The 24,301-nt window shown below is 42.6% G+C and carries 38 protein-coding genes; 36 read left to right on the forward strand and 2 right to left on the reverse strand.

What is annotated here, in order from left to right; all coding sequences use genetic code 11:
• The 35 genes from WS42_RS10355 to WS42_RS10525 all read left to right on the forward strand — a co-directional run.
• The coding region (locus WS42_RS10355; protein ID WP_046451080.1) for a S41 family peptidase at window positions 1-671 on the forward strand (671 nt) is incomplete at its 5' end.
• A 353-nt stretch (window positions 672-1,024) separates the two neighbouring features.
• Entirely contained in the window at window positions 1,025-1,438 is a 414-nt protein-coding gene (gene rpsL, locus WS42_RS10360) for a 30S ribosomal protein S12 (protein WP_013612527.1), read from the forward strand.
• A gap of 123 nt (window positions 1,439-1,561) precedes the next feature.
• Window positions 1,562-2,041: a 30S ribosomal protein S7 gene (gene rpsG / locus WS42_RS10365; protein ID WP_013612526.1), complete on the forward strand. Its 480-nt coding sequence runs from the start codon at window positions 1,562-1,564 to the stop codon at window positions 2,039-2,041.
• Between the two features lie 18 nt (window positions 2,042-2,059).
• Window positions 2,060-4,162 carry an elongation factor G gene (fusA, locus tag WS42_RS10370; protein WP_046403683.1) on the forward strand — a complete coding sequence of 701 codons (2,103 nt, stop codon included), beginning with the start codon at window positions 2,060-2,062 and terminating at the stop codon, window positions 4,160-4,162.
• Window positions 4,163-4,222: 60 nt separating this feature from the next.
• Window positions 4,223-4,528, forward strand: coding sequence for a 30S ribosomal protein S10 (rpsJ, locus tag WS42_RS10375; RefSeq protein WP_013612524.1), 306 nt, complete (start codon window positions 4,223-4,225; stop codon window positions 4,526-4,528).
• Window positions 4,529-4,582: 54 nt separating this feature from the next.
• Window positions 4,583-5,206, forward strand: a complete 624-nt coding sequence (gene rplC / locus WS42_RS10380; RefSeq protein WP_013612523.1) for a 50S ribosomal protein L3 — start codon at window positions 4,583-4,585, stop codon at window positions 5,204-5,206.
• Window positions 5,206-5,841, forward strand: coding sequence for a 50S ribosomal protein L4 (gene rplD, locus WS42_RS10385; RefSeq protein WP_013612522.1), 636 nt, complete (start codon window positions 5,206-5,208; stop codon window positions 5,839-5,841). The genes rplC and rplD overlap by 1 nt, the downstream gene beginning before the upstream one ends.
• 11 nt (window positions 5,842-5,852) lie before the next feature.
• Window positions 5,853-6,143 (forward strand): 50S ribosomal protein L23, encoded by a 291-nt coding sequence (gene rplW / locus WS42_RS10390; RefSeq protein WP_013612521.1) that lies wholly within the window; start codon window positions 5,853-5,855, stop codon window positions 6,141-6,143.
• 5 nt (window positions 6,144-6,148) lie between these two features.
• On the forward strand, window positions 6,149-6,973 hold the full coding sequence (gene rplB, locus WS42_RS10395) for a 50S ribosomal protein L2 (protein ID WP_013612520.1): 825 nt from the start codon (window positions 6,149-6,151) through the stop codon (window positions 6,971-6,973).
• Window positions 6,974-6,992: 19 nt separating this feature from the next.
• Window positions 6,993-7,262, forward strand: a complete 270-nt coding sequence (gene rpsS, locus WS42_RS10400; protein ID WP_013612519.1) for a 30S ribosomal protein S19 — start codon at window positions 6,993-6,995, stop codon at window positions 7,260-7,262.
• Window positions 7,263-7,299: 37 nt separating this feature from the next.
• The gene (gene rplV, locus WS42_RS10405; protein ID WP_013612518.1) at window positions 7,300-7,722 is read left to right on the forward strand and encodes a 50S ribosomal protein L22; all 423 of its coding nucleotides are present in this window, start codon (window positions 7,300-7,302) and stop codon (window positions 7,720-7,722) included.
• Between the two features lie 3 nt (window positions 7,723-7,725).
• Window positions 7,726-8,460, forward strand: coding sequence for a 30S ribosomal protein S3 (rpsC, locus tag WS42_RS10410; protein ID WP_013612517.1), 735 nt, complete (start codon window positions 7,726-7,728; stop codon window positions 8,458-8,460).
• A 30-nt stretch (window positions 8,461-8,490) separates the two neighbouring features.
• Entirely contained in the window at window positions 8,491-8,913 is a 423-nt protein-coding gene (gene rplP, locus WS42_RS10415) for a 50S ribosomal protein L16 (RefSeq protein ID WP_013612516.1), read from the forward strand.
• 40 nt (window positions 8,914-8,953) lie between these two features.
• Window positions 8,954-9,154 carry a 50S ribosomal protein L29 gene (gene rpmC / locus WS42_RS10420; RefSeq protein WP_013612515.1) on the forward strand — a complete coding sequence of 67 codons (201 nt, stop codon included), beginning with the start codon at window positions 8,954-8,956 and terminating at the stop codon, window positions 9,152-9,154.
• 4 nt (window positions 9,155-9,158) lie between these two features.
• A complete protein-coding gene (gene rpsQ, locus WS42_RS10425) occupies window positions 9,159-9,416 on the forward strand; it encodes a 30S ribosomal protein S17 (protein WP_013612514.1) in 258 nt (85 codons plus the stop codon).
• 2 nt (window positions 9,417-9,418) lie between these two features.
• Complete coding sequence (gene rplN, locus WS42_RS10430) at window positions 9,419-9,784, forward strand: 50S ribosomal protein L14 (protein ID WP_013612513.1); 366 nt, start codon at window positions 9,419-9,421, stop codon at window positions 9,782-9,784.
• A gap of 94 nt (window positions 9,785-9,878) precedes the next feature.
• Window positions 9,879-10,202, forward strand: a complete 324-nt coding sequence (gene rplX / locus WS42_RS10435; protein ID WP_013612512.1) for a 50S ribosomal protein L24 — start codon at window positions 9,879-9,881, stop codon at window positions 10,200-10,202.
• Window positions 10,203-10,406: 204 nt separating this feature from the next.
• Window positions 10,407-10,955, forward strand: coding sequence for a 50S ribosomal protein L5 (gene rplE, locus WS42_RS10440; RefSeq protein WP_013612511.1), 549 nt, complete (start codon window positions 10,407-10,409; stop codon window positions 10,953-10,955).
• Window positions 10,956-10,966: 11 nt separating this feature from the next.
• On the forward strand, window positions 10,967-11,236 hold the full coding sequence (gene rpsN / locus WS42_RS10445; RefSeq protein ID WP_013612510.1) for a 30S ribosomal protein S14: 270 nt from the start codon (window positions 10,967-10,969) through the stop codon (window positions 11,234-11,236).
• Between the two features lie 21 nt (window positions 11,237-11,257).
• Window positions 11,258-11,653 (forward strand): 30S ribosomal protein S8, encoded by a 396-nt coding sequence (gene rpsH, locus WS42_RS10450; protein WP_046403686.1) that lies wholly within the window; start codon window positions 11,258-11,260, stop codon window positions 11,651-11,653.
• Between the two features lie 18 nt (window positions 11,654-11,671).
• Window positions 11,672-12,226 carry a 50S ribosomal protein L6 gene (gene rplF / locus WS42_RS10455; RefSeq protein WP_013612508.1) on the forward strand — a complete coding sequence of 185 codons (555 nt, stop codon included), beginning with the start codon at window positions 11,672-11,674 and terminating at the stop codon, window positions 12,224-12,226.
• A 22-nt stretch (window positions 12,227-12,248) separates the two neighbouring features.
• Window positions 12,249-12,605 carry a 50S ribosomal protein L18 gene (gene rplR / locus WS42_RS10460; RefSeq protein ID WP_013612507.1) on the forward strand — a complete coding sequence of 119 codons (357 nt, stop codon included), beginning with the start codon at window positions 12,249-12,251 and terminating at the stop codon, window positions 12,603-12,605.
• 12 nt (window positions 12,606-12,617) lie between these two features.
• Window positions 12,618-13,124 carry a 30S ribosomal protein S5 gene (gene rpsE, locus WS42_RS10465; RefSeq protein ID WP_013612506.1) on the forward strand — a complete coding sequence of 169 codons (507 nt, stop codon included), beginning with the start codon at window positions 12,618-12,620 and terminating at the stop codon, window positions 13,122-13,124.
• A 12-nt stretch (window positions 13,125-13,136) separates the two neighbouring features.
• Window positions 13,137-13,319: a 50S ribosomal protein L30 gene (rpmD, locus tag WS42_RS10470; protein WP_013612505.1), complete on the forward strand. Its 183-nt coding sequence runs from the start codon at window positions 13,137-13,139 to the stop codon at window positions 13,317-13,319.
• Between the two features lie 27 nt (window positions 13,320-13,346).
• Complete coding sequence (rplO, locus tag WS42_RS10475; protein WP_013612504.1) at window positions 13,347-13,793, forward strand: 50S ribosomal protein L15; 447 nt, start codon at window positions 13,347-13,349, stop codon at window positions 13,791-13,793.
• 108 nt (window positions 13,794-13,901) lie between these two features.
• Complete coding sequence (secY, locus tag WS42_RS10480) at window positions 13,902-15,242, forward strand: preprotein translocase subunit SecY (protein ID WP_013612503.1); 1,341 nt, start codon at window positions 13,902-13,904, stop codon at window positions 15,240-15,242.
• A 97-nt stretch (window positions 15,243-15,339) separates the two neighbouring features.
• Window positions 15,340-16,119: a type I methionyl aminopeptidase gene (gene map, locus WS42_RS10485; RefSeq protein ID WP_022161088.1), complete on the forward strand. Its 780-nt coding sequence runs from the start codon at window positions 15,340-15,342 to the stop codon at window positions 16,117-16,119.
• A gap of 25 nt (window positions 16,120-16,144) precedes the next feature.
• Complete coding sequence (infA, locus tag WS42_RS10490; protein WP_013612501.1) at window positions 16,145-16,366, forward strand: translation initiation factor IF-1; 222 nt, start codon at window positions 16,145-16,147, stop codon at window positions 16,364-16,366.
• A gap of 108 nt (window positions 16,367-16,474) precedes the next feature.
• Window positions 16,475-16,591 carry a 50S ribosomal protein L36 gene (gene rpmJ, locus WS42_RS10495; RefSeq protein ID WP_013612500.1) on the forward strand — a complete coding sequence of 39 codons (117 nt, stop codon included), beginning with the start codon at window positions 16,475-16,477 and terminating at the stop codon, window positions 16,589-16,591.
• Between the two features lie 30 nt (window positions 16,592-16,621).
• A complete protein-coding gene (rpsM, locus tag WS42_RS10500) occupies window positions 16,622-16,999 on the forward strand; it encodes a 30S ribosomal protein S13 (RefSeq protein WP_013612499.1) in 378 nt (125 codons plus the stop codon).
• Between the two features lie 12 nt (window positions 17,000-17,011).
• The gene (gene rpsK, locus WS42_RS10505) at window positions 17,012-17,404 is read left to right on the forward strand and encodes a 30S ribosomal protein S11 (RefSeq protein ID WP_013612498.1); all 393 of its coding nucleotides are present in this window, start codon (window positions 17,012-17,014) and stop codon (window positions 17,402-17,404) included.
• A 115-nt stretch (window positions 17,405-17,519) separates the two neighbouring features.
• On the forward strand, window positions 17,520-18,128 hold the full coding sequence (gene rpsD / locus WS42_RS10510; protein ID WP_013612497.1) for a 30S ribosomal protein S4: 609 nt from the start codon (window positions 17,520-17,522) through the stop codon (window positions 18,126-18,128).
• An 18-nt stretch (window positions 18,129-18,146) separates the two neighbouring features.
• Complete coding sequence (locus tag WS42_RS10515) at window positions 18,147-19,139, forward strand: DNA-directed RNA polymerase subunit alpha (protein WP_013612496.1); 993 nt, start codon at window positions 18,147-18,149, stop codon at window positions 19,137-19,139.
• A gap of 4 nt (window positions 19,140-19,143) precedes the next feature.
• The gene (rplQ, locus tag WS42_RS10520; protein WP_013612495.1) at window positions 19,144-19,656 is read left to right on the forward strand and encodes a 50S ribosomal protein L17; all 513 of its coding nucleotides are present in this window, start codon (window positions 19,144-19,146) and stop codon (window positions 19,654-19,656) included.
• Between the two features lie 67 nt (window positions 19,657-19,723).
• Window positions 19,724-20,833: a TolB-like 6-bladed beta-propeller domain-containing protein gene (locus WS42_RS10525; protein WP_046451081.1), complete on the forward strand. Its 1,110-nt coding sequence runs from the start codon at window positions 19,724-19,726 to the stop codon at window positions 20,831-20,833.
• Window positions 20,834-20,847: 14 nt separating this feature from the next.
• Here the strand turns inward: WS42_RS10525 and WS42_RS10530 are convergent, their stop codons facing one another.
• Window positions 20,848-21,456 (reverse strand): DUF4923 family protein, encoded by a 609-nt coding sequence (locus WS42_RS10530; protein ID WP_013612492.1) that lies wholly within the window; start codon window positions 21,454-21,456, stop codon window positions 20,848-20,850.
• Window positions 21,457-21,689: 233 nt separating this feature from the next.
• On the opposite strand from WS42_RS10530, the gene eno reads away from it, so the two are divergent.
• Window positions 21,690-22,982 carry a phosphopyruvate hydratase gene (gene eno, locus WS42_RS10535; RefSeq protein ID WP_013612491.1) on the forward strand — a complete coding sequence of 431 codons (1,293 nt, stop codon included), beginning with the start codon at window positions 21,690-21,692 and terminating at the stop codon, window positions 22,980-22,982.
• A gap of 123 nt (window positions 22,983-23,105) precedes the next feature.
• Here the strand turns inward: eno and corA are convergent, their stop codons facing one another.
• The gene (corA, locus tag WS42_RS10540; RefSeq protein ID WP_022161090.1) at window positions 23,106-24,167 is read right to left on the reverse strand and encodes a magnesium/cobalt transporter CorA; all 1,062 of its coding nucleotides are present in this window, start codon (window positions 24,165-24,167) and stop codon (window positions 23,106-23,108) included.
• Window positions 24,168-24,301 lie beyond the last annotated feature (134 nt).

Below are 24,301 nucleotides of genomic sequence, written 5' to 3' on the forward strand. Positions count from 1 at the left end.
GTTGGGAAGAGGTCATCAAACCGATTTCCGCCAGTGCACAAAATACTTTGCTATATAAACGCTGGATCAAGAGCCGGGCTGCTGAAGTAGATCGTTTGTCCAATGGTCGCTTAGGCTACGTTCATATCGAAAGCATGGATGACAATAGTTACCGTGACGTTTATGCTGACATTTTGGGTAAATACAATCTCAAAGAGGGTATCGTTATTGACACTCGCAATAATGGTGGCGGCCGTCTGCATGAAGATATCGAAATCCTATTTAGCGGTAATAAGTATTTAGATCAGGTGGTACGCGGTGTCGTAGCTTGCGAAATGCCCTCGCGTCGTTACAACAAGCCTTCCATCATGATTGTCTGCGAAGCTAACTACTCCAACGCCCATGGTACTCCTTGGGTCTATCGCGAGCGAGGTATCGGTTCTATTGTGGGCATGCCGGTACCTGGTACAATGACTTCCGTCAATTGGGAAACCTTGCAGGATGCTTCTATGTATTTCGGTATTCCTGTTGTAGGCTATCGTACCAAGGATGGCAAGTATCTTGAAAATACACAGTTAGAGCCTGACCTTAAAGTACGTAACGATTACGATCAGGTAATTGACGGTCGTGACCAGCAATTAGAGGTTGCTGTTAAGGAGTTGCTCAGGCAAATTGATGCTCGCCGTAGGTAGGGTAAAAACCCTAATCCCGGGCTTATAAATACTTACAAATATAATACTACAGAAAAACTTACAGCAAATAGATGACTTTTGAGGTAAAGTTTCATCTATTTGCTGCTTGTTATACGCCACTGTATCTTCGTTACAATTTCCGGATGTCAAAGTTTGGGCTGCTTGGCTTTATAAAGACACCTGAACTTCTTAAAATGAGACCCGATAAACTTTAGCAGATTGGGTAACTTTCTGACAATCTTATCTTTTTTACAAAAAAAGTAGAAGGAACATTTGGTAGTTACTAGAATTGTAAGTACATTTGCACTCCATTTTGGAGAAAAGTATAATAATTTTAAAAGAGTACTTGTAAAATGCCTACTATTCAACAGTTAGTAAGAAAAGGAAGAGTAAAGATCGAGGACAAGAGTAAAGCTCCTGCTTTGGATTCTTGCCCACAGAGAAGAGGAGTTTGTGTACGTGTTTACACTACCACTCCGAAAAAACCGAACTCAGCCATGAGAAAGGTTGCCCGTGTTAGATTGACCAACGGAAAAGAAGTGAATGCTTATATTCCGGGAGAAGGTCACAATTTGCAGGAACACTCCATCGTATTGATCCGTGGCGGTCGTGTAAAAGACCTTCCGGGTGTGCGTTACCACTTGGTTCGTGGTACTTTGGATGCTGCCGGTGTTGCCGGACGTTGCCAGGGACGTTCTAAGTATGGTGCGAAAAGACCGAAACCGGGTCAGGCTGCTGCTCCAGCTAAAGGAAAGGGCAAGAAATAAAAATTAGTGATTAACAGGAATTATGTTTATGAAGCGTTCCCGAAAAACAGTTGAGTAAATGGTTGGGAAACCGTTGAAGACCAAAAAGGGCAGCTTGACGAACAAATTCGTAAACGAAAAGAAATGAGAAAGACTAAACCAAAGAAGAGAATCCTGTTACCGGATCCAAAATTCAACGATGTACTGGTGACGAGGTTTGTTAATGACCTGATGGTGGACGGTAAAAAGACTGTTGCGTTCAAAATCTTTTATGACGCACTGGATATCGTTGAGGAAAAAATGGCAAAAAAAGAAGAGAAATCTGCTCTGGAGATCTGGAAGCAGGCATTGGAGAATATTACTCCTCAGGTAGAAGTAAAGAGCCGCCGTGTCGGTGGTGCTACTTTCCAGGTGCCTACTGAAATTAATCCGGCCCGTAAAAGAGCGATCTCTGTAAAAAATATGATCCTTTACTCCCGCAAGAGAAGCGGACACAGCATGGCTGAAAAACTTTCTGCTGAAATTATGGCTGCCTACAAAGAGGAAGGTGCTGCTTTCAAAAAGAAAGAAGATACCCATCGTATGGCTGAAGCTAACCGGGCATTTGCACATTTCAGATTTTAATTTAGAGGCGAAAAATAGATGGCTAAGAGAGATTTACATTACACAAGAAATATCGGTATCATGGCTCACATCGATGCCGGTAAGACTACAACGACCGAACGTATCCTGTATTTCACCGGTGTGAACCATAAGATCGGGGAAACGCATGATGGTACTGCAACGATGGACTGGATGGTGCAGGAACAGGAGAGAGGTATTACCATCACTTCTGCTGCTACCACTTGTTTCTGGAAATATCAGGGAAACGAATATAAAATTAATATCATCGACACTCCGGGACACGTTGACTTCACGGTTGAAGTAGAGCGTTCTCTTCGTGTATTGGATGGTGCGGTTGCATTGTTCTGTGCAGTAGGTGGGGTTGAAGCACAGTCTGAAACCGTATGGCGTCAGGCAAACAAATATGGTGTTCCGAGAATTGCTTTCGTGAATAAAATGGACCGTTCCGGGGCCGATTTCTTCAAAGCAGTTCGTGAAATCAAAGAGAAATTAGGTGCTAATCCGGTTCCTTTGGTACTTCCGATCGGAGCGGAAGATAACTATCAGGGTATTATCGACCTGGTAGAAATGAAAGCTTATGTTTGGGAAAACGGTGCTATGGAAGCTACCGTGAAAGAAATTCCCGAAAATATGATGGCTGAAGCTCAGGAATGGAGAGAGAAATTGGTAGAAGCTGCTGCTGTGCAGGACGAAGCTTTGATGGAACGTTTCTTTGAAGATCCGGACTCTATCACAGTCGAAGACCTGAAAGCAGTGATTCGGAAGGCTGTGATCGCCATGGACTTCTGTCCGGTGATGTGCGGTTCTTCTTTCAAAAATAAAGGCGTGCAGAACCTGTTGGATGCTGTGATCGCTTATTTGCCGAACCCGTTGGATATTCCGAACAGTAAAGGTACTGATCCCCGGACAGGAGAAGATGTACATTTCCCTGTAGATCCGGAGGCTCCGCTGTCGGCACTGGCATTTAAGATCGCTACCGACCCGTTTGTCGGCCGTTTGTGCTATACCCGTATTTATTCTGGTAAGATCGAAGCCGGTTCGTATGTTTATAACCCGCGTACCGATAAAAAAGAACGTATTTCCCGTCTGTTCCAGATGCACTCTAACAAGCAACAGCCGAAAGAAGTACTGGAAGCCGGAGATATCTGCGCTTGCGTAGGTTTCAAAGATATCCGTACCGGAGATACCTTGTGTTCTGAAGATAAACCGATCGTACTGGAGAGTATGACTTTCCCGGAACCTGTGATCGGTATCGCTATCGAACCGCTGACTCAGAAAGATACGGATAAATTAGGTATGGCTTTGGCTAAATTGGCAGAAGAAGACCCGACCTTCCGCGTGAAGACTGATGAAGATTCAGGCCAGACCGTAATCAGCGGTATGGGTGAGCTTCACCTGGATATTATCCTCGACCGTCTGCGTCGTGAATTTAAAGTAGAATGTAACCAGGGAGCTCCTCAGGTATCTTACAAAGAAGCGATTACTGTACCTGTGGATCATCGTCATGTGTTCAAAAAACAGTCCGGTGGTCGTGGTAAGTTTGCAGATATTATTTTCCGTATGGAACCTGCAGAGGAAGGTAAAGAGGGCTTGACTTTTGTGAACGAAGTGAAAGGTGGTAATATTCCGAAGGAATTTATCCCGTCTGTAGAAAAAGGGTTCAAAGAAGCGATGCAGAACGGTGTTCTGGCAGGTTATGCTTTGGAAGCTTTGAAGATCACTTTGATCGATGGTTCTTTCCACCCTGTTGACTCTGATGCGTTGTCGTTCGAAATGGCTGCTAAAATCGGTTATAAAGAAGCTGCTCAGAAAGCAAAACCGGTATTGCTGGAACCGATTATGAAGCTGGAAGTAGTTACTCCCGAAGACTTTATGGGTGACATCATCGCTGACTTGAACCGTCGCCGGGGACAGGTAGAATCGATGGATTCCCGTGTCGGTGCCCGTGTGATTACGGCAAAAGTTCCTTTGGCAGAACAATTCGGTTATGTGACTGTATTACGTACCCTGTCATCGGGACGTGCAAGTTCTTCTATGGAATTCGATCACTATGCCGAAGTTCCGAAGAATATTGCGAGAGAGGTGGTTGAAAAAGCGAACGGACGTGTGGATTTAATCTAAAAATTAATGTCGGAGAGGTCTCTGGCCTTTCCGACCGCTTAAATATAATAAACAAAAAACATGAGCCAAAAAATCAGAATTAAGTTAAAATCTTACGATCACAACTTGGTAGACAAGTCGGCTGAAAAGATTGTTAAGACAGTGAAGGCTACAGGTGCAGTGGTTAGTGGTCCGATTCCACTTCCTACCCACAAAGGAGTATTTACTGTTAACCGCTCTACTTTCGTAAATAAGAAGAGCCGTGAACAATTTTTATTATGTACTTTCAAACGTCTGATTGATATCTATAGTTCTACTACAGGTACCATCGATGCGCTGATGAAACTTGAATTACCCAGTGGTGTTGAAGTTGAGATTAAAGTGTAGTTAACGGCGAAACCCTATGTCGTTAAAATGAAGAATTAACCTATTAAAAAAGAAATGAAATTACCAGGTTTAATTGGAAAAAAAGTCGGAATGACTTCCGTTTTCAGTGTTGAGGGGAAAAGTATCCCATGCACTGTTATTGAATGCGGTCCATGTGTCGTAACTCAGGTGAAAACCATAGAAAAAGACGGTTACGAAGCACTTCAGTTGGGTTTTGATGAGAAAAAAGAAAAACACACAACGAAGCAGCTAAGTGGACATTTTAAGAAGGCTGGCACAACTCCGAAACGTAAACTCGTTGAGTTTGCAGGATTTGCCGAAGAACACAAGTTGGGAGATGTAATCGACGTGACCATACTGGAAGGTACTGCCTATGTCGATATCGTCGGTACCTCTAAAGGTAAAGGTTACCAGGGCGTTGTGAAACGTCACGGTTTCGGTGGAGTAGGACAAGCTACCCACGGTCAGCATAACCGTCTGAGAAAACCGGGATCTATCGGAGCATGTTCTACTCCGGCACGTGTTTTCAAAGGAATGCGTATGGGTGGCCGTATGGGCGGAGACCGGGTTACTGTAGAGAACTTGGAAGTTTTGAAGGTAATTCCTGAAAATAATTTGTTGTTGGTGAAGGGATCTGTTCCCGGATCTAAAGGTTCATACGTAATTATTCAGAAGTAATGGAGTTAAGTGTACTAAACATTGCCGGACAGGAAACCGGCAGAAAGATAGTGTTGGATGACGCTATTTTTGGAATTCAGCCTAATGAGCACGCTATCTACCTTGACGTAAAACAGTTCCTGGCCAACAACCGTCAGGGTACTCACAAGTCAAAACAGCGGAATGAAATTTCCGGAAGTACCAAAAAGCTGAAAAAGCAAAAAGGTACCGGAGGTGCTCGTGCAGGTAGTATTAAGAACCCTGAGTTCAGAGGAGGAGGTCGTATTTTTGGTCCCGTACCGAGAGATTACAGCTTCAAACTGAACAAGAAATTGAAAAAATTGGCTCGTAAATCAGCTTTGGCTGTAAAAGCAAGTGCAAATGCTGTAAAAGTCGTTGAAGACTTCACCTTCGAAGCTCCGAAGACCAAACAAATGGTTGCTTTGATGAACAACCTGCAGGTAAACAACGGTCGTCTGCTGTTGGTATTGGGTAACGGTGTGAACGAAAATGTACTTCTGTCTGCCCGTAACTTGCAGAATGTGGAAGTGATGAGAGTTAGCGACATCGCAACTTACAACGTAATGAAGGCTAAAAACCTTGTTTTAGTTGAAAGTTCTGTAGAGGGCCTTAACGAAATGTTCAATCTTAACTAAACCAAGAAGAGATGGAAATTATTATTAAGCCCGTTTTAACGGAAAAGATGACAGCTCTCACCGATAAACAGCGTAAAGTAGCTTTTATCGTAGCAAAAGAGGCAAATAAGATTGAGATAAAGAAAGCAGTTGAAGCCATGTATGGAGTGAACGTATTGGCTGTAAATACCCAGCGTTATCAGGGAACGGCTAAATCCCGTTATACCAAGGCCGGTGTAATCAGCGGACGTACCAACTCGTTCAAGAAAGCAATTGTGACTTTAGCAGAAGGTGATAGTATTGATTTTTTTAGCAATATTTAAATAAGATGGCTGTAAGAAAATTAAATCCTGTAACGCCTGGACAAAGAGGAAAGGTAGTGAATACTTTCGAACAGGTGACTACAGATAGACCTGAGAAATCATTGTTGAGACCCTACAGCAAAACCGGAGGTCGTAATAACACCGGTAAGATGACAATGAGATATATAGGTGGTGGTCATAAACGCAAATACAGAGTAATCGACTTCAAACGCGAGAAGGAAAATATACCTGCTAAAGTAGCAAGTATCGAATACGATCCGAACCGCACGGCCCGTATTGCCCTGTTAGTGTATGCAGATGGTGAAAAACGTTATATCGTTGCCCCGATCGGTTTGACTGTCGGTCAGACCATCGAGAGCGGTAAAGGAGTCGCTCCTGAAATCGGGAATACGCTGTATTTGTCTGAAATCCCATTGGGTACAATCATACATAACATTGAGTTACGTCCGGGACAAGGAGCTGTAATGGCCCGTAGCGCCGGTTCTTATGCTCAGTTAGTTGCAAGAGAAGGAAAATATGCTTCTATCAAATTGCCTTCAGGTGAGATCCGTATGGTGCTGGTTACCTGTAAAGCAACCGTAGGTACTGTATCTAATCCTGACCATTCTCTGGAACGTTCCGGTAAAGCAGGGCGTACCCGCTGGTTAGGCCGTCGTCCTCGTGTCCGTGGTGTTGTAATGAACCCCGTTGATCACCCGATGGGTGGTGGTGAAGGCCGTGCTTCCGGAGGTCTGCCCCGTTCAAGAAAAGGTTTGTTGGCTAAGGGCTTGAAGACCAGAGCACCGAAGAAGGCTTCTTCGAAGTATATTATTGAAAGAAGGAAAAAATAACTGATTAAAACTTGATGTTATGAGTCGTTCGTTAAAAAAAGGCCCTTTTATTGATGTAAAGCTGGAAAAGAGAATCCTGGCAATGAATGAGACCAACAAGAAATCGGTTGTTAAGACCTGGGCTCGTTACTCCATGATTTCTCCGGATTTCGTAGGGCATACAGTAGCTGTACACAACGGTAATAAATTTATCCCGGTATATGTGACCGAAAATATGGTTGGTCATAAATTGGGTGAATTTGCACCGACACGTACATTTAGAGGTCACGCTGACAAGAAGAAAAAATAATAGCGTGATGATGTTGAACAAATGAAGATTGTATAAAATGGGTGCAAGAAAAAGAATAAAAGCAAATCAGATGAAGGAAGCCAGAAAAACAAAGGCTTTCGCTGTGCTGCATGATTGTCCTTCATCACCTCAGAAAATGAGATTGGTGGCAGACCTTGTACGGGGTATGGACGTACAGAGGGCTTTGGATACACTGAAATTTTGTCCGAAAGAAGCTGCTCGTAAAGTGGAGAAACTCTTACTTTCAGCTATTGCAAACTGGAGCGTGAAAAACGAAGGCCAGCGCGTAGACGACGCTGCTTTGTATATCAAAGAAATCTTTGTGGATGGTGCGGGTATTCTGAAAAGACTGCGTCCGGCTCCACAGGGACGGGCTCACAGAATCCGTAAAAGATCCAATCACGTGACTATCGTGTTGGGAAGTAAAACCGCCGTTGTTGAAAACACTGTAAAAGAGTAAAGCATGGGACAAAAATGTAATCCAATAAGCAATAGATTAGGTATCATCCGTGGATGGGATTCTAATTGGTTCGGCGGCAAGAATTACGGTGACAAACTGGTAGAAGATTACAAAATCCGTAAATACCTGAATGCCCGTCTTGCAAAAGCCGGAATCGCAAAAATCGTTATCGAGCGTACGCTGAAGCTCATCACTATCACGATCAATACCGCCCGTCCGGGAATTATTATCGGTAAAGGTGGTCAGGAAGTGGATAAACTGAAAGAAGAGCTGAAGAAAATTACCGATAAAGAGGTTCAGATCAATATCTTCGAGATCAAACGTCCGGAATTGGATGCTGTGATCGTTGGAAATAACATAGCTCGTCAGTTGGAAGGCCGTGTAGCATACCGCCGGGCTATCAAAATGGCAATCGCTTCAACTATGAGAATGGGTGCCGAAGGAATCAAGATCCTGATTTCAGGACGTCTGAACGGTGCTGAAATGGCACGTGCCGAGATGTTCAAAGAAGGAAGGACTCCACTGCACACTTTCCGTGCTGACATCGATTTTGCACAGGCAGAGGCCCTGACCACTTATGGTCTGTTAGGTATCAAGGTATGGATCTGTAAAGGTGAAGTTTATGGAAAACGTGAACTCGTTCCGAACTCACTGCTCCAGACCCGTGACAACAGCCGTCCTGCATCAGCTGGTAAAGCTGACGGGAAAAAAGGCGGTTTCAGAAAGAAGAAAAAGTAAGTAGTCTTTTAATTTAATAAACGAAGAGCTATGTTACAGCCGAAAAGGACTAAATTTAGAAGAAGCCAGAAAGGTAGGATGAAGGGGAATGCCCAGAGAGGTAATCAACTTGCATTCGGATCTTTCGGTATTAAGGCGTTAGAAGAAAAATGGATCGAAGGACGCCAGATAGAAGCTGCCCGTGTTGCAGTAACCCGTTACATGCAACGTCAGGGACAGATTTGGATTCGTATATTCCCCGATAAACCGATTACCAAAAAACCTGCCGAGGTACGTATGGGTAAAGGTAAAGGTAACCCAGAGGGATTCGTAGCACCTGTAACTCCGGGAAGAATTATTTTCGAGGCTGACGGTGTTCCGTATGCAGTGGCAAAAGAGGCTTTACGTCTTGCAGCACAGAAATTACCTATTACGACAAAGTTTGTGGTTAGACGTGATTATACAGAAGAATAGTCTTCCGGCTATTAAGTTTAAAAATTAATTTGTCAGAGAGATGAAAAATTCAGAAATTATTGAAATGACCACAGCTGAACTTATTGAACGGGTAGAGACTGAAAAAGCAGCCCTCAATAAGATGACGATGAATCATACCATTACGCCGATGGAAAACCCGATGCAGATTCGTGCCGCCCGTAAAACCATCGCTCGTATGATGACAGAAATACGTAAGAGAGAATTAACTGAAAAGAAGTAAAGCAATGGAAGGAAGAAATCTTAGAAAAGAACGTATCGGTCTGGTACTGAGCAATAAGATGGATAAAACTATCACCGTTGCTGTACATTTTAAGGAAAAACACCCGATTTACGGTAAGTTCATTAAAAAGACCAAAAAGTTCACCGCTCATGATGAAAAGAATGAGTGTAATATCGGTGATACCGTGAGAATTATGGAAACCCGTCCTTTAAGTAAAATGAAGAGATGGAGATTAGTTGAAATCATTGAAAGAGCGAAGTAATCATGATACAACAGGAAACCAGATTAACAGTAGCAGACAACAGCGGTGCTAAAGAAGTGCTTTGTATTCGTGTTCTTGGAGGTTCCAAGAAAAGATATGCACGCGTAGGCGATAAAATCGTTGTTGCTGTAAAAAGTGCCCTGCCTAGCGGTGAAATTAAAAAGGGTACTGTCAGCAAAGCTGTGGTTGTACGCGTAACCAAGGAATACAGACGTCCCGATGGTTCTTATATCCGTTTTGACGACAATGCCTGTGTATTGTTGAACAATGCCGGTGAAATGAGAGGAACCCGTATCTTCGGACCTGTAGCCCGTGAAGTTCGTGAAGGTTATACGAAAATCGTTTCGTTAGCCCCCGAAGTACTTTAATGTCAAATGTCGAATGTCAGAAAGTCGAATGTTCGGGAATGAGAATTTTTAAACTCTTGACTTTTGGACTTTCGACAATTAAAAAAGTAAAGAGATGAATAGAAAATTTCATATTAAAAAAGGCGATTTAGTACAGGTGAACGCTGGGGAAGATAAAGGCAAACAGGGAAAGGTACTGGAAGTTTTTCCGGATAAGGAAAGAGCGATCGTTGAGGGAATCAACATGATCAGCAAACATACCAAACCGAATGCTAAATATCCGCAGGGTGGTATCATCAAGCAAGAAGCTCCGATCCACATCTCTAACCTGAACGTGATCGATCCGTCTACCAACAAACCGACCCGTATCGGCCGTAAAAAGGACGAAAAAGGTAACTTGGTGAGATATGCTAAAAAATCAGGAGAAATCCTGAAATAAGACCTGATTTACGATTCCGGATTTACGATTATAGTGAAAAAACACTCTGATCGTAAATCAATATCGTAAAGCAAGAATAAAAATGGGATTTACGAAGTGATATAATCCAAAATATTTTATACCTTTGCCGCCTGAAAATCTGATTTTTCGGTCGACTATTGTGTGTAAAATCGTCAATCGTGAATCAAAATTATAATTAAATAGATGAAATACGTACCAAATCTTAAAACAAAGTATAACGAAGAGATTGTACCGACTTTAATGAAAGAATTCGGATACAAGTCAGTTATGCAGGCTCCCCGGCTGGAGAAGATAGTAATCAATCAGGGAGTGGGTTCAGCTATTCAGGATAAGAAGATCCTGGAGTTTTCATTGAATGAGATTACCGCGATAACAGGTCAGAAAGCTGTTGTAGGTAAATCGACAAAAGACGTATCTAACTTCAAATTGCGTAAAGGCATGCCGATCGGTGTGAAAGTGACTTTACGGAAAGAACGTATGTACGAATTTCTGGAAAGATTGATCTGTAGTGCCCTGCCGCGTATCCGCGACTTCAAGGGGATCAACAGTAAGCTGGACGGAAAAGGCAACTATACATTAGGTCTTGAAGAGCAGATCATATTCCCTGAAATTGTGATGGATTCCGTTCACAAAATCATGGGTATGAACATTACATTTGTGACTTCGGCTAATACCGACGAAGAAGGTTTTGCTCTGCTCAGAGAGTTTGGATTACCGTTTAAAAAGAACTAAAAACAAGCGAAATGGCAAAAGAATCAATGAAAGCCCGTGAGGTGAAGCGTGCAAAATTGGTAGAAAAGTACGCTGCGAAACGAGCAAAATTAAAAGAGGAAGGTGACTATGCTGCACTGAGTCTCCTGCCTAGAAACTCGAATCCGATCCGTTTGCACAACCGTTGCAAACTGACTGGACGTCCCAGAGGTTATATGAGACAATTTGGTATCAGCCGTATCCAATTCCGTGAAATGGCTTCACAAGGGTTGATACCGGGAGTTAAAAAGGCTAGTTGGTAATATTAAAAAAAACGAAAAGAGATGACAGATCCAATAGCAGATTTCCTTACCCGCATTCGGAATGCGGTAAGTGTTGGTCATAAAGTGGTTGAAATCCCGGGTTCTAAAATTAAACTCGAAATGACCAAAATCCTGAAAGAAAAAGGATATATCCTGAATTATAAGTTCGAACAGGAAGGTGCAAGAAGCAATATCAAAATTGCATTGAAATATCATCCCGAGACAAAAGTACCGGCTATCAAATCACTGGTACGTGTGTCAAAACCGGGTTTACGTCGGTACACTAATGTGGAAGAAATGCCACGTGTATTGAACGGACTGGGTATTGCCATTTTGTCTACCTCAATGGGATTGATGACTGACAAAGAAGCTCGCCAGCGGAATGTAGGCGGTGAAGTATTGTGTTATGTGTATTAATTTTAAAGTGAAGAAGAAATGTCACGTATAGGGAAATTACCGATTCATATACCACAAGGAGTTACTGTAGCAGTAAGTCCTGATAACACCGTCACAGTCAAAGGTCCGAAAGGACAACTTTCTCAGCAGGTAAGTGCTGATCTGACTGTTACCGTTGAAGAGAACGAAGTGCATGTAGCACGTCATACAGAAGATAAAGAACACAAAGCACAGCATGGTCTGTACCGTGCATTGCTTCATAATATGGTTGTAGGTGTTTCTGAAGGTTATACCATCAAACAAGAATTAGTAGGTGTTGGTTTCCGTGCTAACGCTGAGGGTCAGGTTCTCGAACTGGGACTGGGATATTCTCACTCTATCTTCTTGCAATTACCGGCAGAGGTGAAAGTTACAGCCGTAACTGAAAAACGTGCTAACCCGATTATTACGCTCGAAAGCTGTGACAAACAGTTGATCGGTCAGGTAGCTGCTAAAATCCGTTCTTTCCGTAAACCTGAGCCTTACAAGGGTAAAGGTATTCGCTTCGTTGGTGAAGTGGTTCGCCGGAAAGCAGGTAAGTCAGCTAAAGTTTAATTACTAAAGGAAGTAAAAAGTTATGGCTTTAACGAAAGAAGAAAGAAGATTAAGAATAAAACGGAGAATTCGGAAGATTGTCTCCGGGACAGCTGAACGTCCACGTATGAGCGTTTATCGTTCAAATGCGCAGATATCTGTACAGCTGATCGACGATAAAGCAGGTAAGACTTTATTATCTGTTTCATCTTTGTGCAAGGAAATTGCTGAGAAGAAAGGCAACAAGACCGAACAGGCTGCTTTCGTAGGGGCTGCTGTAGCAGAAAAAGCTAAAGCTGCCGGTATCGAAGCTGTTGTTTTCGACAGAAACGGTTATTTGTATCACGGTAGAGTAAAAGCATTAGCTGATGCTGCCCGTAACGGAGGTCTTAATTTTTAATAAGTTAGCAGAATGGAACAAAAAGTAAATAATACTGACTTGGAATTAAAGGACAGATTGGTAGCTATCAATCGTGTGACCAAAGTTACAAAAGGAGGTCGTACATTCAGTTTCGCAGCTATCGTTGTGGTAGGTGACGAAAACGGAATCGTAGGCTGGGGATTAGGAAAAGCAAACGAGGTGACTACAGCTATTTCTAAAGGGATCGAAGCTGCTAAAAAGAACCTGATCAAAGTACCTGTATTGAAAGGAACTATTCCTCATGAGCAGGTAGCTCGTTTCAGCGGTTCTGAGGTTTATATGCAACCCGCTTCTTCCGGTACCGGGCTGGTAGCCGGAGGTGCTATGCGTGCTGTTTTGGAAAGTGCCGGTATTCACGACGTATTGGCTAAAAGTAAAGGTTCGTCCAACCCTCACAATTTGGTAAAAGCTACGATAGCTGCATTGAAAGAAATGCGTGATGCCCGTACGATTGCCGCTCAGAGAGGCATTAGTCTGGATAAAGTGTTTAACGGTTAATATTTGAGGATCATGGCAAAGATTAAAATCACACTTGTAAAAAGTAAAATCGGTAGCGATAAAACTCAGGTAGGCACTATTCAGGCTTTGGGATTGAAGAAAACCAACAGCAGTGTTGAGAAAGAAGCTACTCCGCAGATCCTGGGAATGGTGGCAAAAATCAGCCATCTGGTTCGTGTGGAAGAAGTAAAATAAGTATAAACATTTTAAGAACGAAATAAAATGGATTTAAGTAGCTTAAAACCGGCCTGCGGATCAACTCATCACGAAAAAAGAATTGGTCGCGGACAAGGTTCCGGAAAAGGAGGTACTTCTACAAGAGGACATAAAGGAGCTAAATCAAGATCGGGTTACCATACGAAGATTGGTTTTGAAGGTGGTCAGATGCCTCTGCAGAGACGTGTACCGAAATTCGGCTTTAAGAATATCAATCGTGTAGCCTATAAAGCTATCAATGTAAGCATGTTGCAGGCTTTAGCTGAAAGAGATAATCTGGAGAAAATCGATCGGGATATTCTGATTGCAGCCGGATTGCTCAATAAGAATGAATTGTTGAAAGTTTTGGGTGACGGCTCAATCAGTGCTAAACTCGAAATTACAGCAAATGCATTCTCTAAGTCAGCGATTGCTGCGATCGAGGCTGCCGGTGGCTCTGTAGTCGTTTTGTAAAACAAAACGAGTTTATAAAGTTCATAAGGTTCATAAGTTCATAAGGTAATTTTAACTTTGTAACTTTTAAACTTTATAAACTTTATAAACTTATAAATAAAAGAACTTATGAAGTTATTTGATACATTAAAGAACATTTGGAAAATTGAGGAATTGAAAACCCGGATTCTGACAACACTCGGGTTGATTCTCGTTTACAGACTTGGAACAGAGGTGGTACTACCGGGTATCGACCCTGCCGGATTAGCCGCTTTAAAACAGCAGACTTCGAGTGGTGTGCTGGGATTGCTGGATATGTTTTCGGGAGGTGCATTTTCGAATGCTTCGATCTTTGCCTTGGGAATTATGCCCTATATCTCTGCTTCTATCGTAGTTCAGTTACTGGGAATTGCGGTTCCTTATTTTCAGCGTATGCAGCGTGAAGGGGAAAGTGGACGGCGTAAAATCAACCAGATTACCCGTTATCTGACCATTATCATTCTGATATTACAAGGTTCTGCGTATCTTACCAACTTGCATGCACAGATTCAGCCCGAATTCTTTCTGATAAAAGGGGCTTTCTTTACAATCTATTCCGTAATTATCCTGGCTGCGGGCTCTATGTTCGTTTTGTGGTTGGGTGAAAAAATTACAGATAAAGGTATTGGAAACGGTGTTTCTATCATTATCATGATTGGTATTATCGCCCGTCTGCCGTTTGCATTCTTTGCCGAACTGACTTCGCGTGTTAGTCAGCAAGGTGGCGGATTGGTGGCATTCCTGATCGAGATTATTCTGCTGTTTTTCGTATTCTGCGGTACGATCCTGCTGGTACAAGGAACCCGTAAGGTGCCTGTACAGTATGCAAAACGTATTGTCGGAAACAAACAATATGGTGGAGTACGTCAGTATATCCCTCTGAAGATTAATGCTGCAGGGGTTATGCCGATCATTTTTGCTCAGGCAATTATGTTGTTACCGATTTCTTTTGTGAATTATGCAGCTTCTGAATCGTTATCCGGTTTTGCAACTGCTTTTTCTAATTTCACCGGTTTTTGGTATAACTTCACTTTCTTTATCCTGATTGTGGCATTTACGTATTTTTATACGGCGATTACGGTTAATCCGATGCAGATGTCCGAGGATATGAAGAAGAACGGTGGATTTATTCCCGGTGTGAAACCCGGACGGAAAACAATGGAATTCCTGGATACCATTATGTCACGGATTACTTTACCGGGATCTATATTCCTGGGAATAGTTGCCATATTACCGGCTTTTGCAACCATTGCCGGAGTGAACCAACAGTTTGCTCAGTTCTATGGCGGTACTTCCCTGTTGATTTTGGTCGGAGTTGTTTTGGATACTCTACAACAGATCGAGTCGCATTTGTTGATGCGTCATTACGACGGATTGATGAAAACAGGACGAATTAAAGGGAAGACTCCCGGTGGACCGGCTGCCTATTAATAGTGAATGAGTTGCTAAGTTACTGAGTTCAGAAAAACTTAGTAACTTTGTGACTCAGCAACTTAGAAACTTGAAATATTTTTTGTAATTTTGCGGCATGATTTTTGTAAAAACCGGAGAAGAGATTGAACTGTTAAGAGAAAGCAACCGATTGGTAGGGATGACTCTGGGCGAGATGGCAAAGCATATTCGTCCGGGGATTTCTACATTAGAGCTCGATCGTATTGCAGAGGAGTTTATTCGTGACCACGGTGCAGAGCCCGGATTTTTGGGTTACGGTGGTTTTCCGAATACGCTTTGTATTTCTGTAAATGACGTTGTCGTGCACGGTATTCCCTCTGAAAAATGTGTTTTACAAGAGGGGGATATTGTTTCCATCGATTGTGGCACTTTGAAGAACGGTTTTTACGGTGATAGTGCCTATACCTTCGAGGTTGGGGAAGTGGATGAAGAAATCCGGAAGTTATTGCGGGTGACGAAAGAAAGCCTTTATAAAGGAATCGGAAAAGCTGTTGCGGGTATGCGGACCGGAGATATAGGACATGCAGTGCAATCCCATTGTGAGGCCGAAGGTTATTCGGTGGTGAGGGAGATGGTAGGACACGGAGTCGGACACGATTTACACGAAGAGCCTCAGGTGCCTAATTATGGCCGTCAGGGGCAGGGGGTAAAACTGAAAGAAGGGATGGTGATCGCTATCGAACCGATGATCAATTTGGGTAAAAGGCATATTTATCAGGAAGCCGACGGATGGACGATCCGGACAAGGGATAAAAAGCCGGCAGCTCATTTCGAGCATACCGTAGCCGTAGGGAAGAATGGTGCGGATATTTTGTCTACGTTCGAATATGTCGAGCAAGTATTGCATAAATCGTAAATCATAAATCATAAATTAATTGTTTATGGCAAAACAGCCGTCAATAGAGCAGGATGGAGTAATAACAGAAGCATTGTCGAATGCCATGTTTCGGGTAGAATTGGAAAATGGACATGTGATTACAGCCCATATTTCCGGCAAGATGCGTATGCATTACATTAAGATACTTCCTGGCGACCGGGTACGTGTGGATATGTCCCCTTACGACCTGACAAAAGGTAGAATTACATTTAGATACAAAAACTGAAATTTAATTTTTGATTTACGGTTTTTGATTTCGGATTTAGCTGTATGGCTTTTGATTGAAAATCGTAATGCGTAGATCATGAATCATAATAATTCAAATTAAAGGACCATGAAGGTAAGAGCGTCAATCAAGAAACGTAATGACGATTGCAAGATTGTAAGAAGAAAAGGCGTTTTGTACGTCATTAACAAAAAGAACCCTAAGTTTAAAATGCGTCAGGGTTAATCATTAATCTAGTTAAATTAAAAAAGATTTATGGCAAGAATCGTAGGTGTAGATTTACCCTCAAACAAAAGAGGAGAAATAGCCTTGACCTATATCTATGGTATAGGTAGAAGTAGTGCACGTGCTATCCTGAGTGAAGCCGGCATCGATTATGACCTGAAGGTGAAAGACTGGAACGACGACCAGCTCGGGGCTGTACGAAAAATCATTGGAACAGAGTACAAAGTCGAAGGTGAGTTGAGATCAAGCGTTCAGATGAACATCAAACGACTGATGGATATCGGTTGTTACCGGGGTATCCGTCACCGTTTAGGACTGCCCGTAAGAGGACAGAGCACGAAGAACAATGCCCGTACACGTAAGGGTAAGAAGAAAACTGTTGCTAACAAGAAAAAAGCAACTAAATAATTGAGTTGAATTATGGCAAAGAAGTCTACATCAAGTAACAAGAAGCGGCTGGTTAAAGTAGAAGCCGTGGGACAAGCACACGTTCATTCCTCATTTAACAACATCATCATTTCTTTGACCAATTCTACTGGTCAGGTGATTTCATGGTCTTCCGCCGGAAAGATGGGTTTCAGAGGATCTAAAAAGAACACTCCGTATGCAGCTCAGATGGCAGCTGCCGATTGCGCTAAGGTCGCATTCGATCTGGGGATGCGTAAAGCTAAAGTATATGTTTCCGGTCCGGGTAATGGCCGTGAATCAGCTATTCGTTCTATTCACGCCAGTGGTATCGAAGTAGCTGAAATCATCGATGTTACCCCGCTTCCACACAATGGTTGCCGGCCTCCGAAACGCAGAAGAGTGTAATAAAGCTAAAAGCTAAAAGCGAAATGCTAAAAGCAAGAAAAGGCCGAAAGCCTGTAGCTTATAGCTTGTAGCCTATAGCTTATGAATGTTGTGTAAATTTAAAGAATAGAAACAAATGGCTAGATATACAGGACCTAAGTCTAAAATAGCAAGAAAGTTCGGTGAGCCTATTTACGGACCGGATAAGGCACTGGAACGGAGAAATTATCCGTCAGGACAGCACGGTTTGGCTCGTCGCAGAAGAAAAATCTCTGAATATGGTGTTCAGTTGAAAGAAAAACAAAAAGCAAAATATACCTATGGTTTACTGGAAAAACAATTCCGTATCCTGTTTGAAAAAGCAGAACGTGCAGGAGGAGTTACCGGTGAAGTATTGTTGCAGATGCTCGAATGTCGTCTGGACAATGTCGTATACCGTTTAGGTATTGCTCCTACCCGTGCTGCAGCACGGCAATTGGTTTCTCATCGTCATATCACGGTGAACGGTGGTGTTTGTAACATTCCCTCAGCAGCTGTTAAAGCTGGGGATGTCGTTGCAGTACGTGAGAAATCCAAAGCTCTTGAAGTGGTAGCAGATAGCCTGCGTAGTAACCGTGTCAGCAAATATTCCTGGTTGGAATGGGACGGAGCTTCTATGAGTGGCAAACTGTTGAACGTGCCGGAAAGAAGCGATATTCCGGAAAACATTAAAGAGCAGTTAATCGTAGAATTGTATTCTAAGTAAAAAAAATTAAAGATATTTATGGCAATATTAGCTTTCCAGAAACCGGACAAAGTAATCATGCTCGAATCGACAGACAAATTCGGAAAATTCGAATTTCGTCCGTTAGAGCCAGGTTACGGAATCACAATTGGTAATCCGTTACGCAGAATCCTACTGTCTTCATTGGAAGGCTTCGCGATTACCGGAATCAAAATACATGGTGTAGAACATGAGTTTGCCACCATCCCCGGGGTGATCGAGGATGTTACCGAGATTATCCTGAATCTGAAGCAGGTTCGGTTCAAGAGAAAAGTGGAAGATGTAGAGGATGAGAAGCTGACGGTTCTGATCAACGGTCAGGAAGCTTTTAAGGCAGGGGATATCAACAAATTCCTCACAGGATTCGAGGTGCTCAATACTGAACTCGTCATCTGCCATATGGACCCTTCTGTTAATTTCCAGATGGAAATTACGATCCAGAAAGGGCGCGGTTATGTTCCTAGTACAGAAAATATGCCGGCAGAGGCCGAAGCGGGATTTATCCCTATTGATGCCATTTATACTCCGATCCGGAATGTAAAATATGAAATTGAGAACTATCGTGTAGAAGGTAAAACCGACTATGAAAAGTTGTTGTTTGAAATTGAAACCGATGGCTCTATCGCTCCTACCGATGCTTTGAAAGAGGCTGCGAAAATTCTGATTCATCACTTTATGTTGTTCTCGGATGAAAAGATTTCTTTGGAATCTGAAGACAAGTACGGTAATGAGGAATTCGACGAAGAAGTGCTTCATATGCGTCAGCTGTTGAAGACTAAATTAGTCGATATGGACTTGTCAGTGCGTGCATTGAACTGCCTGAAAGCTGCCGAAGTAGAAACACTCGGGGAATTGTGCCGCTTCAATAAGAACGACCTGTTGAAATTCCGCAACTTCGGTAAGAAGTCGCTGACCGAACTGGAAGCTCTGTTGGAAAATAACAACCTCGAATTCGGTATGGATGTTACAAAGTATAAATTAGATAAGGAATAACATCATGAACCATAAGAAGAAATTTAATCATCTGAGCCGGACCAGTGCACATCGGAAAGCCATGTTGTCCAATATGGCCGCTTCTTTGATTCTCAACAAGAGAATCAGCACGACAGTGCCTAAGGCTAAAGCGCTCAAAATATATGTTGAGCCTCTGATCACTAAAAGTAAAAACGATAACACCAATTCTCGCCGTGTTGTATTTAGTTACCTCGGACAGAAAGAAGCCGTTACCGAATTGTTTAGCGAAGTCGCACCGAAAATCGTGAATCGTCCGGGAGGTTATACCCGTATTCTGCGTACCGGTAATCGTATCGGTGATAACGCTGAGACTTGTATTATCGAATTGGTAGACTTCAATGCCACTTATACTGAAGTTAAACAGGAAGTGAAGAAAACAACTACCCGCCGCCGTCGTTCTTCAGGCGCTAAGAAAGCTGAAGCTACCGGGGCTGCAGTAGTTGAAGAAGCTCCGAAAGCAGAAACTCCTGCAGAGGAAGCTCCTAAGGCTGAATAATTCTTTTACAGGAATTCAGATAGAAGGCGGATCCTGAAGATCCGCCTTTCTTTTTAAATACAAAGCCATGAAAATCTTTTCTCTTTTTTTCTTGCTTTTATTTTTTTTCGCTTGTACGCAGCAGCAAAACGACAGCGAAGTGGTTTTAGCTGCAAGTCCGGAACAAACGCTGGATTTGGAAGGTGAAATATTACCTATACAGGAATTGATACCGATGAGTATCTGCCGTCTCGATACTTTTTTGGTGATACTGAATATGGAGGAGGAGAAAATAGTGAGGGTGTATCATGCGGATACCTACCGGTTTTTAGGGGCCTTTTTGGAAAAAGGACGAGGAGATGATGAAGTGATCAGCTGCCAGGAAATATGGGCAGCTCCCTGGAAGGGAAAAATGAGGCTGTGGTTGAAAGCTCCCCAAAATTTCATAGGAGTCGTCGATTTGGAAAGCTCTTTAACAGCAGGTAAACCTTGTTGGGAAAAGCAATATAAATTTATGGATCGGGGTATGGCCGATTTCTTATACCGCCCGGTTTTTGTCTTGAACGATTCGGTGTTTTGGATTTCCCGTGCCGAAAGGCCTTATGATATTATACCGAATCAGAATATTAGAAAAAATGCTGATGGTAGTATACGGATTCTGTCTATGCAGGGAACGACGCATGTAGGAGGTAAGAATTTGTATTGGTTGAGCTATAATTATGCTTCCGCTACCGTTTTAGATAGCGTATGGTATACCGATTATGACGACATCCGGGATTTTGATCAGCTTTTTCTCGGGGATGAAGCGATGTCGCCCGATCGCCGGAGAATAGCGGTGGCCTTTCGTAATATGAATCAGATAATACTATACGATTCAAAAATGCAAAACTTCCGTTGGCTGACAACGGGTAACGAATTGCCGTTATTGAATTCTTCCGAGTCATTCGGGGAAAATTATTCTGGAGTCGATTGTACCGATAAAACGGTTTTTGCCTACAGAGCTTTTCCCGAGGATCCGCGGCGTCCGGGCAAACTTGGCTTTTCGGTGGAGGTATTCGATTGGGAAGGGACTTTTAAATTTCAACTCAAACTTTCCCATCCCCTTAAATATCCTTTTTGGGATGCAGAGAAAGGTTTTTTATACGCTACGGATGAAGAAGACTGCATCCGGAAGTATGATGTCAGGGATTTTCTATAGTGGCCGATGCCCGGTTATTTTTGCAGGTCGAATCCGAGCATCATGCCGTCGTATTGTTGGGCTACTTTGTTGACAGCCGATAAAGTACTGCTCTTTGAATAACCCGACAGTAAAGTGACCAGTTTTAGTAATCGGTCGGCATTGAAGAGGAAAGTCGTGCCGTCTTTCTTTCCCGATAGTTGTACTTCGGTGTTTAATAAACCGAAATAACTTAACGTCAAAATTTGATTAGAGCTATCATAAGCATAGGTACCTTTCAATTCCTTTTTCCCTATTTGGCAGGTAAAGGTGGAATCATGGTTGAAAGTGTATGAGAAATTGCCGGTTCTGATTCCTGCTTTTTCATAAGCTTTTTCGAGTTTGCCTTCCATTGTTTCACCCAGGGCTATACCTCCTGCCTTTTGGAGTAATTCCTCACTTTTAAATTGGCAGGCTGCTCCTTTGTATTGCCAGGTCCCCTGCAAGTCTTCGAATTTGAGTGCTGTCGCTTCCTTTACGGCATCGATGACTTTTTGTGCTGTTTCTGATTTTAGGATGTCTTTCAGGCTCTGTGCTTCTGTTTTTTCCGGAAGGATGAAAAGTAAAGCCGAGACTATAAATAAGGTAACCGGGATCTTTTTCATATCTTTTAGATTATTTTTTGCAAAGATATAAGCTTCCTTCTTTATTTGATAAAATAATCGACAATTTACCGGATTTTATAGACTGAAATAATCACGTAATAGATACAGTTTATGTTTTATGTAAATTTTATAAATGAAAGTTAATTCTTCATTTTTTATTCTTCATTCTTCATTCTTTTGTCGTAACTTGTGTCAGCAAAATAGAATGTATAATTTAAAATTACGACAAAACGATGACACATATTGTAGATATTACAGGCCGCGAAATATTGGATTCCCGTGGGAATCCGACAGTAGAAGTAGATGTAACTCTGGAAAACGGAGTGATGGGGCGTGCAGCTGTTCCTTCGGGAGCGTCGACAGGCGAACATGAAGCTTTGGAATTGCGCGATGGGGATAAATCCCGTTATCAGGGGAAGGGTGTATTGAATGCTGTCAACAATGTCAATACAGTGATTGCCGATGCTTTGCTGGGATTCGATGTTACCGACCAGGCAGCAATCGACCGGTTGTTGATCGATCTGGACGGCACGAAGACAAAATCCAATTTAGGAGCCAATGCCATGTTGGGCGTATCTTTGGCTTGTGCAAAAGCTGCTGCCGGCGCTTTGGAAATTCCTTTATACCGCTATATCGGCGGATGCAATGCAAAAGTATTGCCTGTGCCGATGATGAATATTATCAACGGAGGTTCCCATTCCGATTCTCCTATTGCTTTTCAGGAATTTATGATTCGTCCGGTGGGTGCGAAAACCTTCCGGGAAGCTGTTCGGATGGGAGCAGAGATTTTCCATACCCTCAAAAAAGTATTGCATGATCGGGGATTGAGTACGGCTGTAGGAGATGAAGGTGGTTTCGCTCCTACCTTGAAAGGTACGGAAGATGCGTTGGAATCTATTATCGAAGCTATTAAAAAAGCGGGTTACAAACCAGGCGAAGAGGTGATGATCGGACTTGACTGTGCTTCTTCGGAGTTCTATAAAAACGACATTTACGATTATTCCATTTTTGAAGGGCCGAATGGAGCGAAACGTACTTCTACCGAGCAGGTACTTTATCTGGAAGAGTTGATCGATAAATACCCGATCGATTCAATTGAAGACGGTATGGCTGAAAATGATTGGGATGGCTGGGAAATGCTGACTGCAAAAATCGGTGATCGTTGCCAGTTGGTTGGAGACGATCTGTTTGTGACTAATGTCGAATACCTCAAGAAAGGGATCGAATTAGGATGTGCCAATTCGATCTTAATCAAAGTGAACCAGATCGGAACGCTAACCGAAACATTGGATGCTATAGAAATGGCTCAGCGTGCAGGGTATACGACCGTGACGTCCCATCGTTCGGGTGAAACAGAAGATGCTACCATTGCAGATATTGCCGTCGCAACAAATTCCGGTCAGATTAAAACCGGTTCGATGAGCCGTTCCGACCGTATGGCGAAATACAATCAGCTTCTGCGTATTGAAGAAGAATTGGGTGAAGATGCTGTGTTTGCCGGAAAGAAGTTCAATCTTAAGAAATAATACGAACGAAATAACGTATCCGGTTTTTTTAGTTACAGAGGTTACAAAGGTGAAAAGGGGTTCGGAAGTTTATCCCTAAGCCTTGTAACCTCTTGTTAATTGTATATTGAAAACAAATGGCTGTCAAAACCATCTTTTCCGTTTGAAGAAAAATAGCATCAGGATAACGATAGCGATCATGATCCCCCACAGGATAAAATAGGCATAGCGGTATCTGAGGAAAGGGATATAGTCGAAATTCATTCCGTAAACTCCTACGATAAAGGTGAGGGGGATGAAAATAGCTGAAAAGATCGTCAGCACTTTCATGACGTCGTTGACGTTATTACTGATGGTAGCATTGTAGCTGTTTTGTTGGTCGGAAAGCATGGTGTAGTAGATTTCGATAGCTTCCAGGGCTTGGGTAACCAAACCTTCCAGATCGCGCAGATAGCTGTAAGTATGATCGTTGATCAAGTCGGAATCGCAGGTGACGAAACGGGTCATGAGCTCTTTTACAGGACGGACATTATTCCGGACATAAGATAATTCGGTCTTATAGTGGTAAATATTCTCGACAAGCTCCTTCCCTGATGTGAGCAATAATTTTTCCTGTTCCTCGATCACATTACCTAATTTTTCGATATTCAATATATAATTATCGACCAAGGTATCGATCATCGCATAGCAGAGATAATCGGAGGATAAACTTCTGATTTTTCCTTGTCCGGCATATATTCTTTTCGAGACATCTTCGAAATACTCGTTATCCGTTTCCTGAATGGAAATCAGGTAATTTTTCCCGACAATCAACGAGATCTGATCGATCTGAACCTTACGGAGTTCTCGGTTGAAATTCAGGGATTTCAGGATAACGAACAAATGCTTGTCGTCTTCGATAAATTTGGGACGTTCGTCCGTATTCAGGATGTCTTCCAGGATCAGGGCACTGATGTCGAATTTCTTTCCGAGTTTGCCGATCAGGTTGGTATCCTGTAAGCCGCGCACGGAAATCCAGACCACATGGTCGTCGGAAAGGTATTCGGAAATCTTATCCAAAGCTTTCACTTCCCCTTCTTTGACATATTCGGCATTGTATTGGGTTACCCGAATGCAGCTGTAATCCATCTTTTGCCGGCCGATAAAGATCAGTGAACCAGGAGCAGCTCCCTTGGATTTTTGTTTATCTTTTAAAAAACGAGCCATAAATCAACTAAATAGGTTAAAAGTTATAAGCTAAGCTGTATGGTAAAACAAAAATAAGGTGAGTTCTATCAATTCAATTTATCCTCTTGTATCAGACAGCAGAACTCTTTAACTGCCCAATTTGTGAGTTTTAG

The organism is Odoribacter sp. N54.MGS-14, from assembly GCF_000980295.1.
Taxonomy (GTDB): domain Bacteria; phylum Bacteroidota; class Bacteroidia; order Bacteroidales; family Marinifilaceae; genus Odoribacter; species Odoribacter splanchnicus.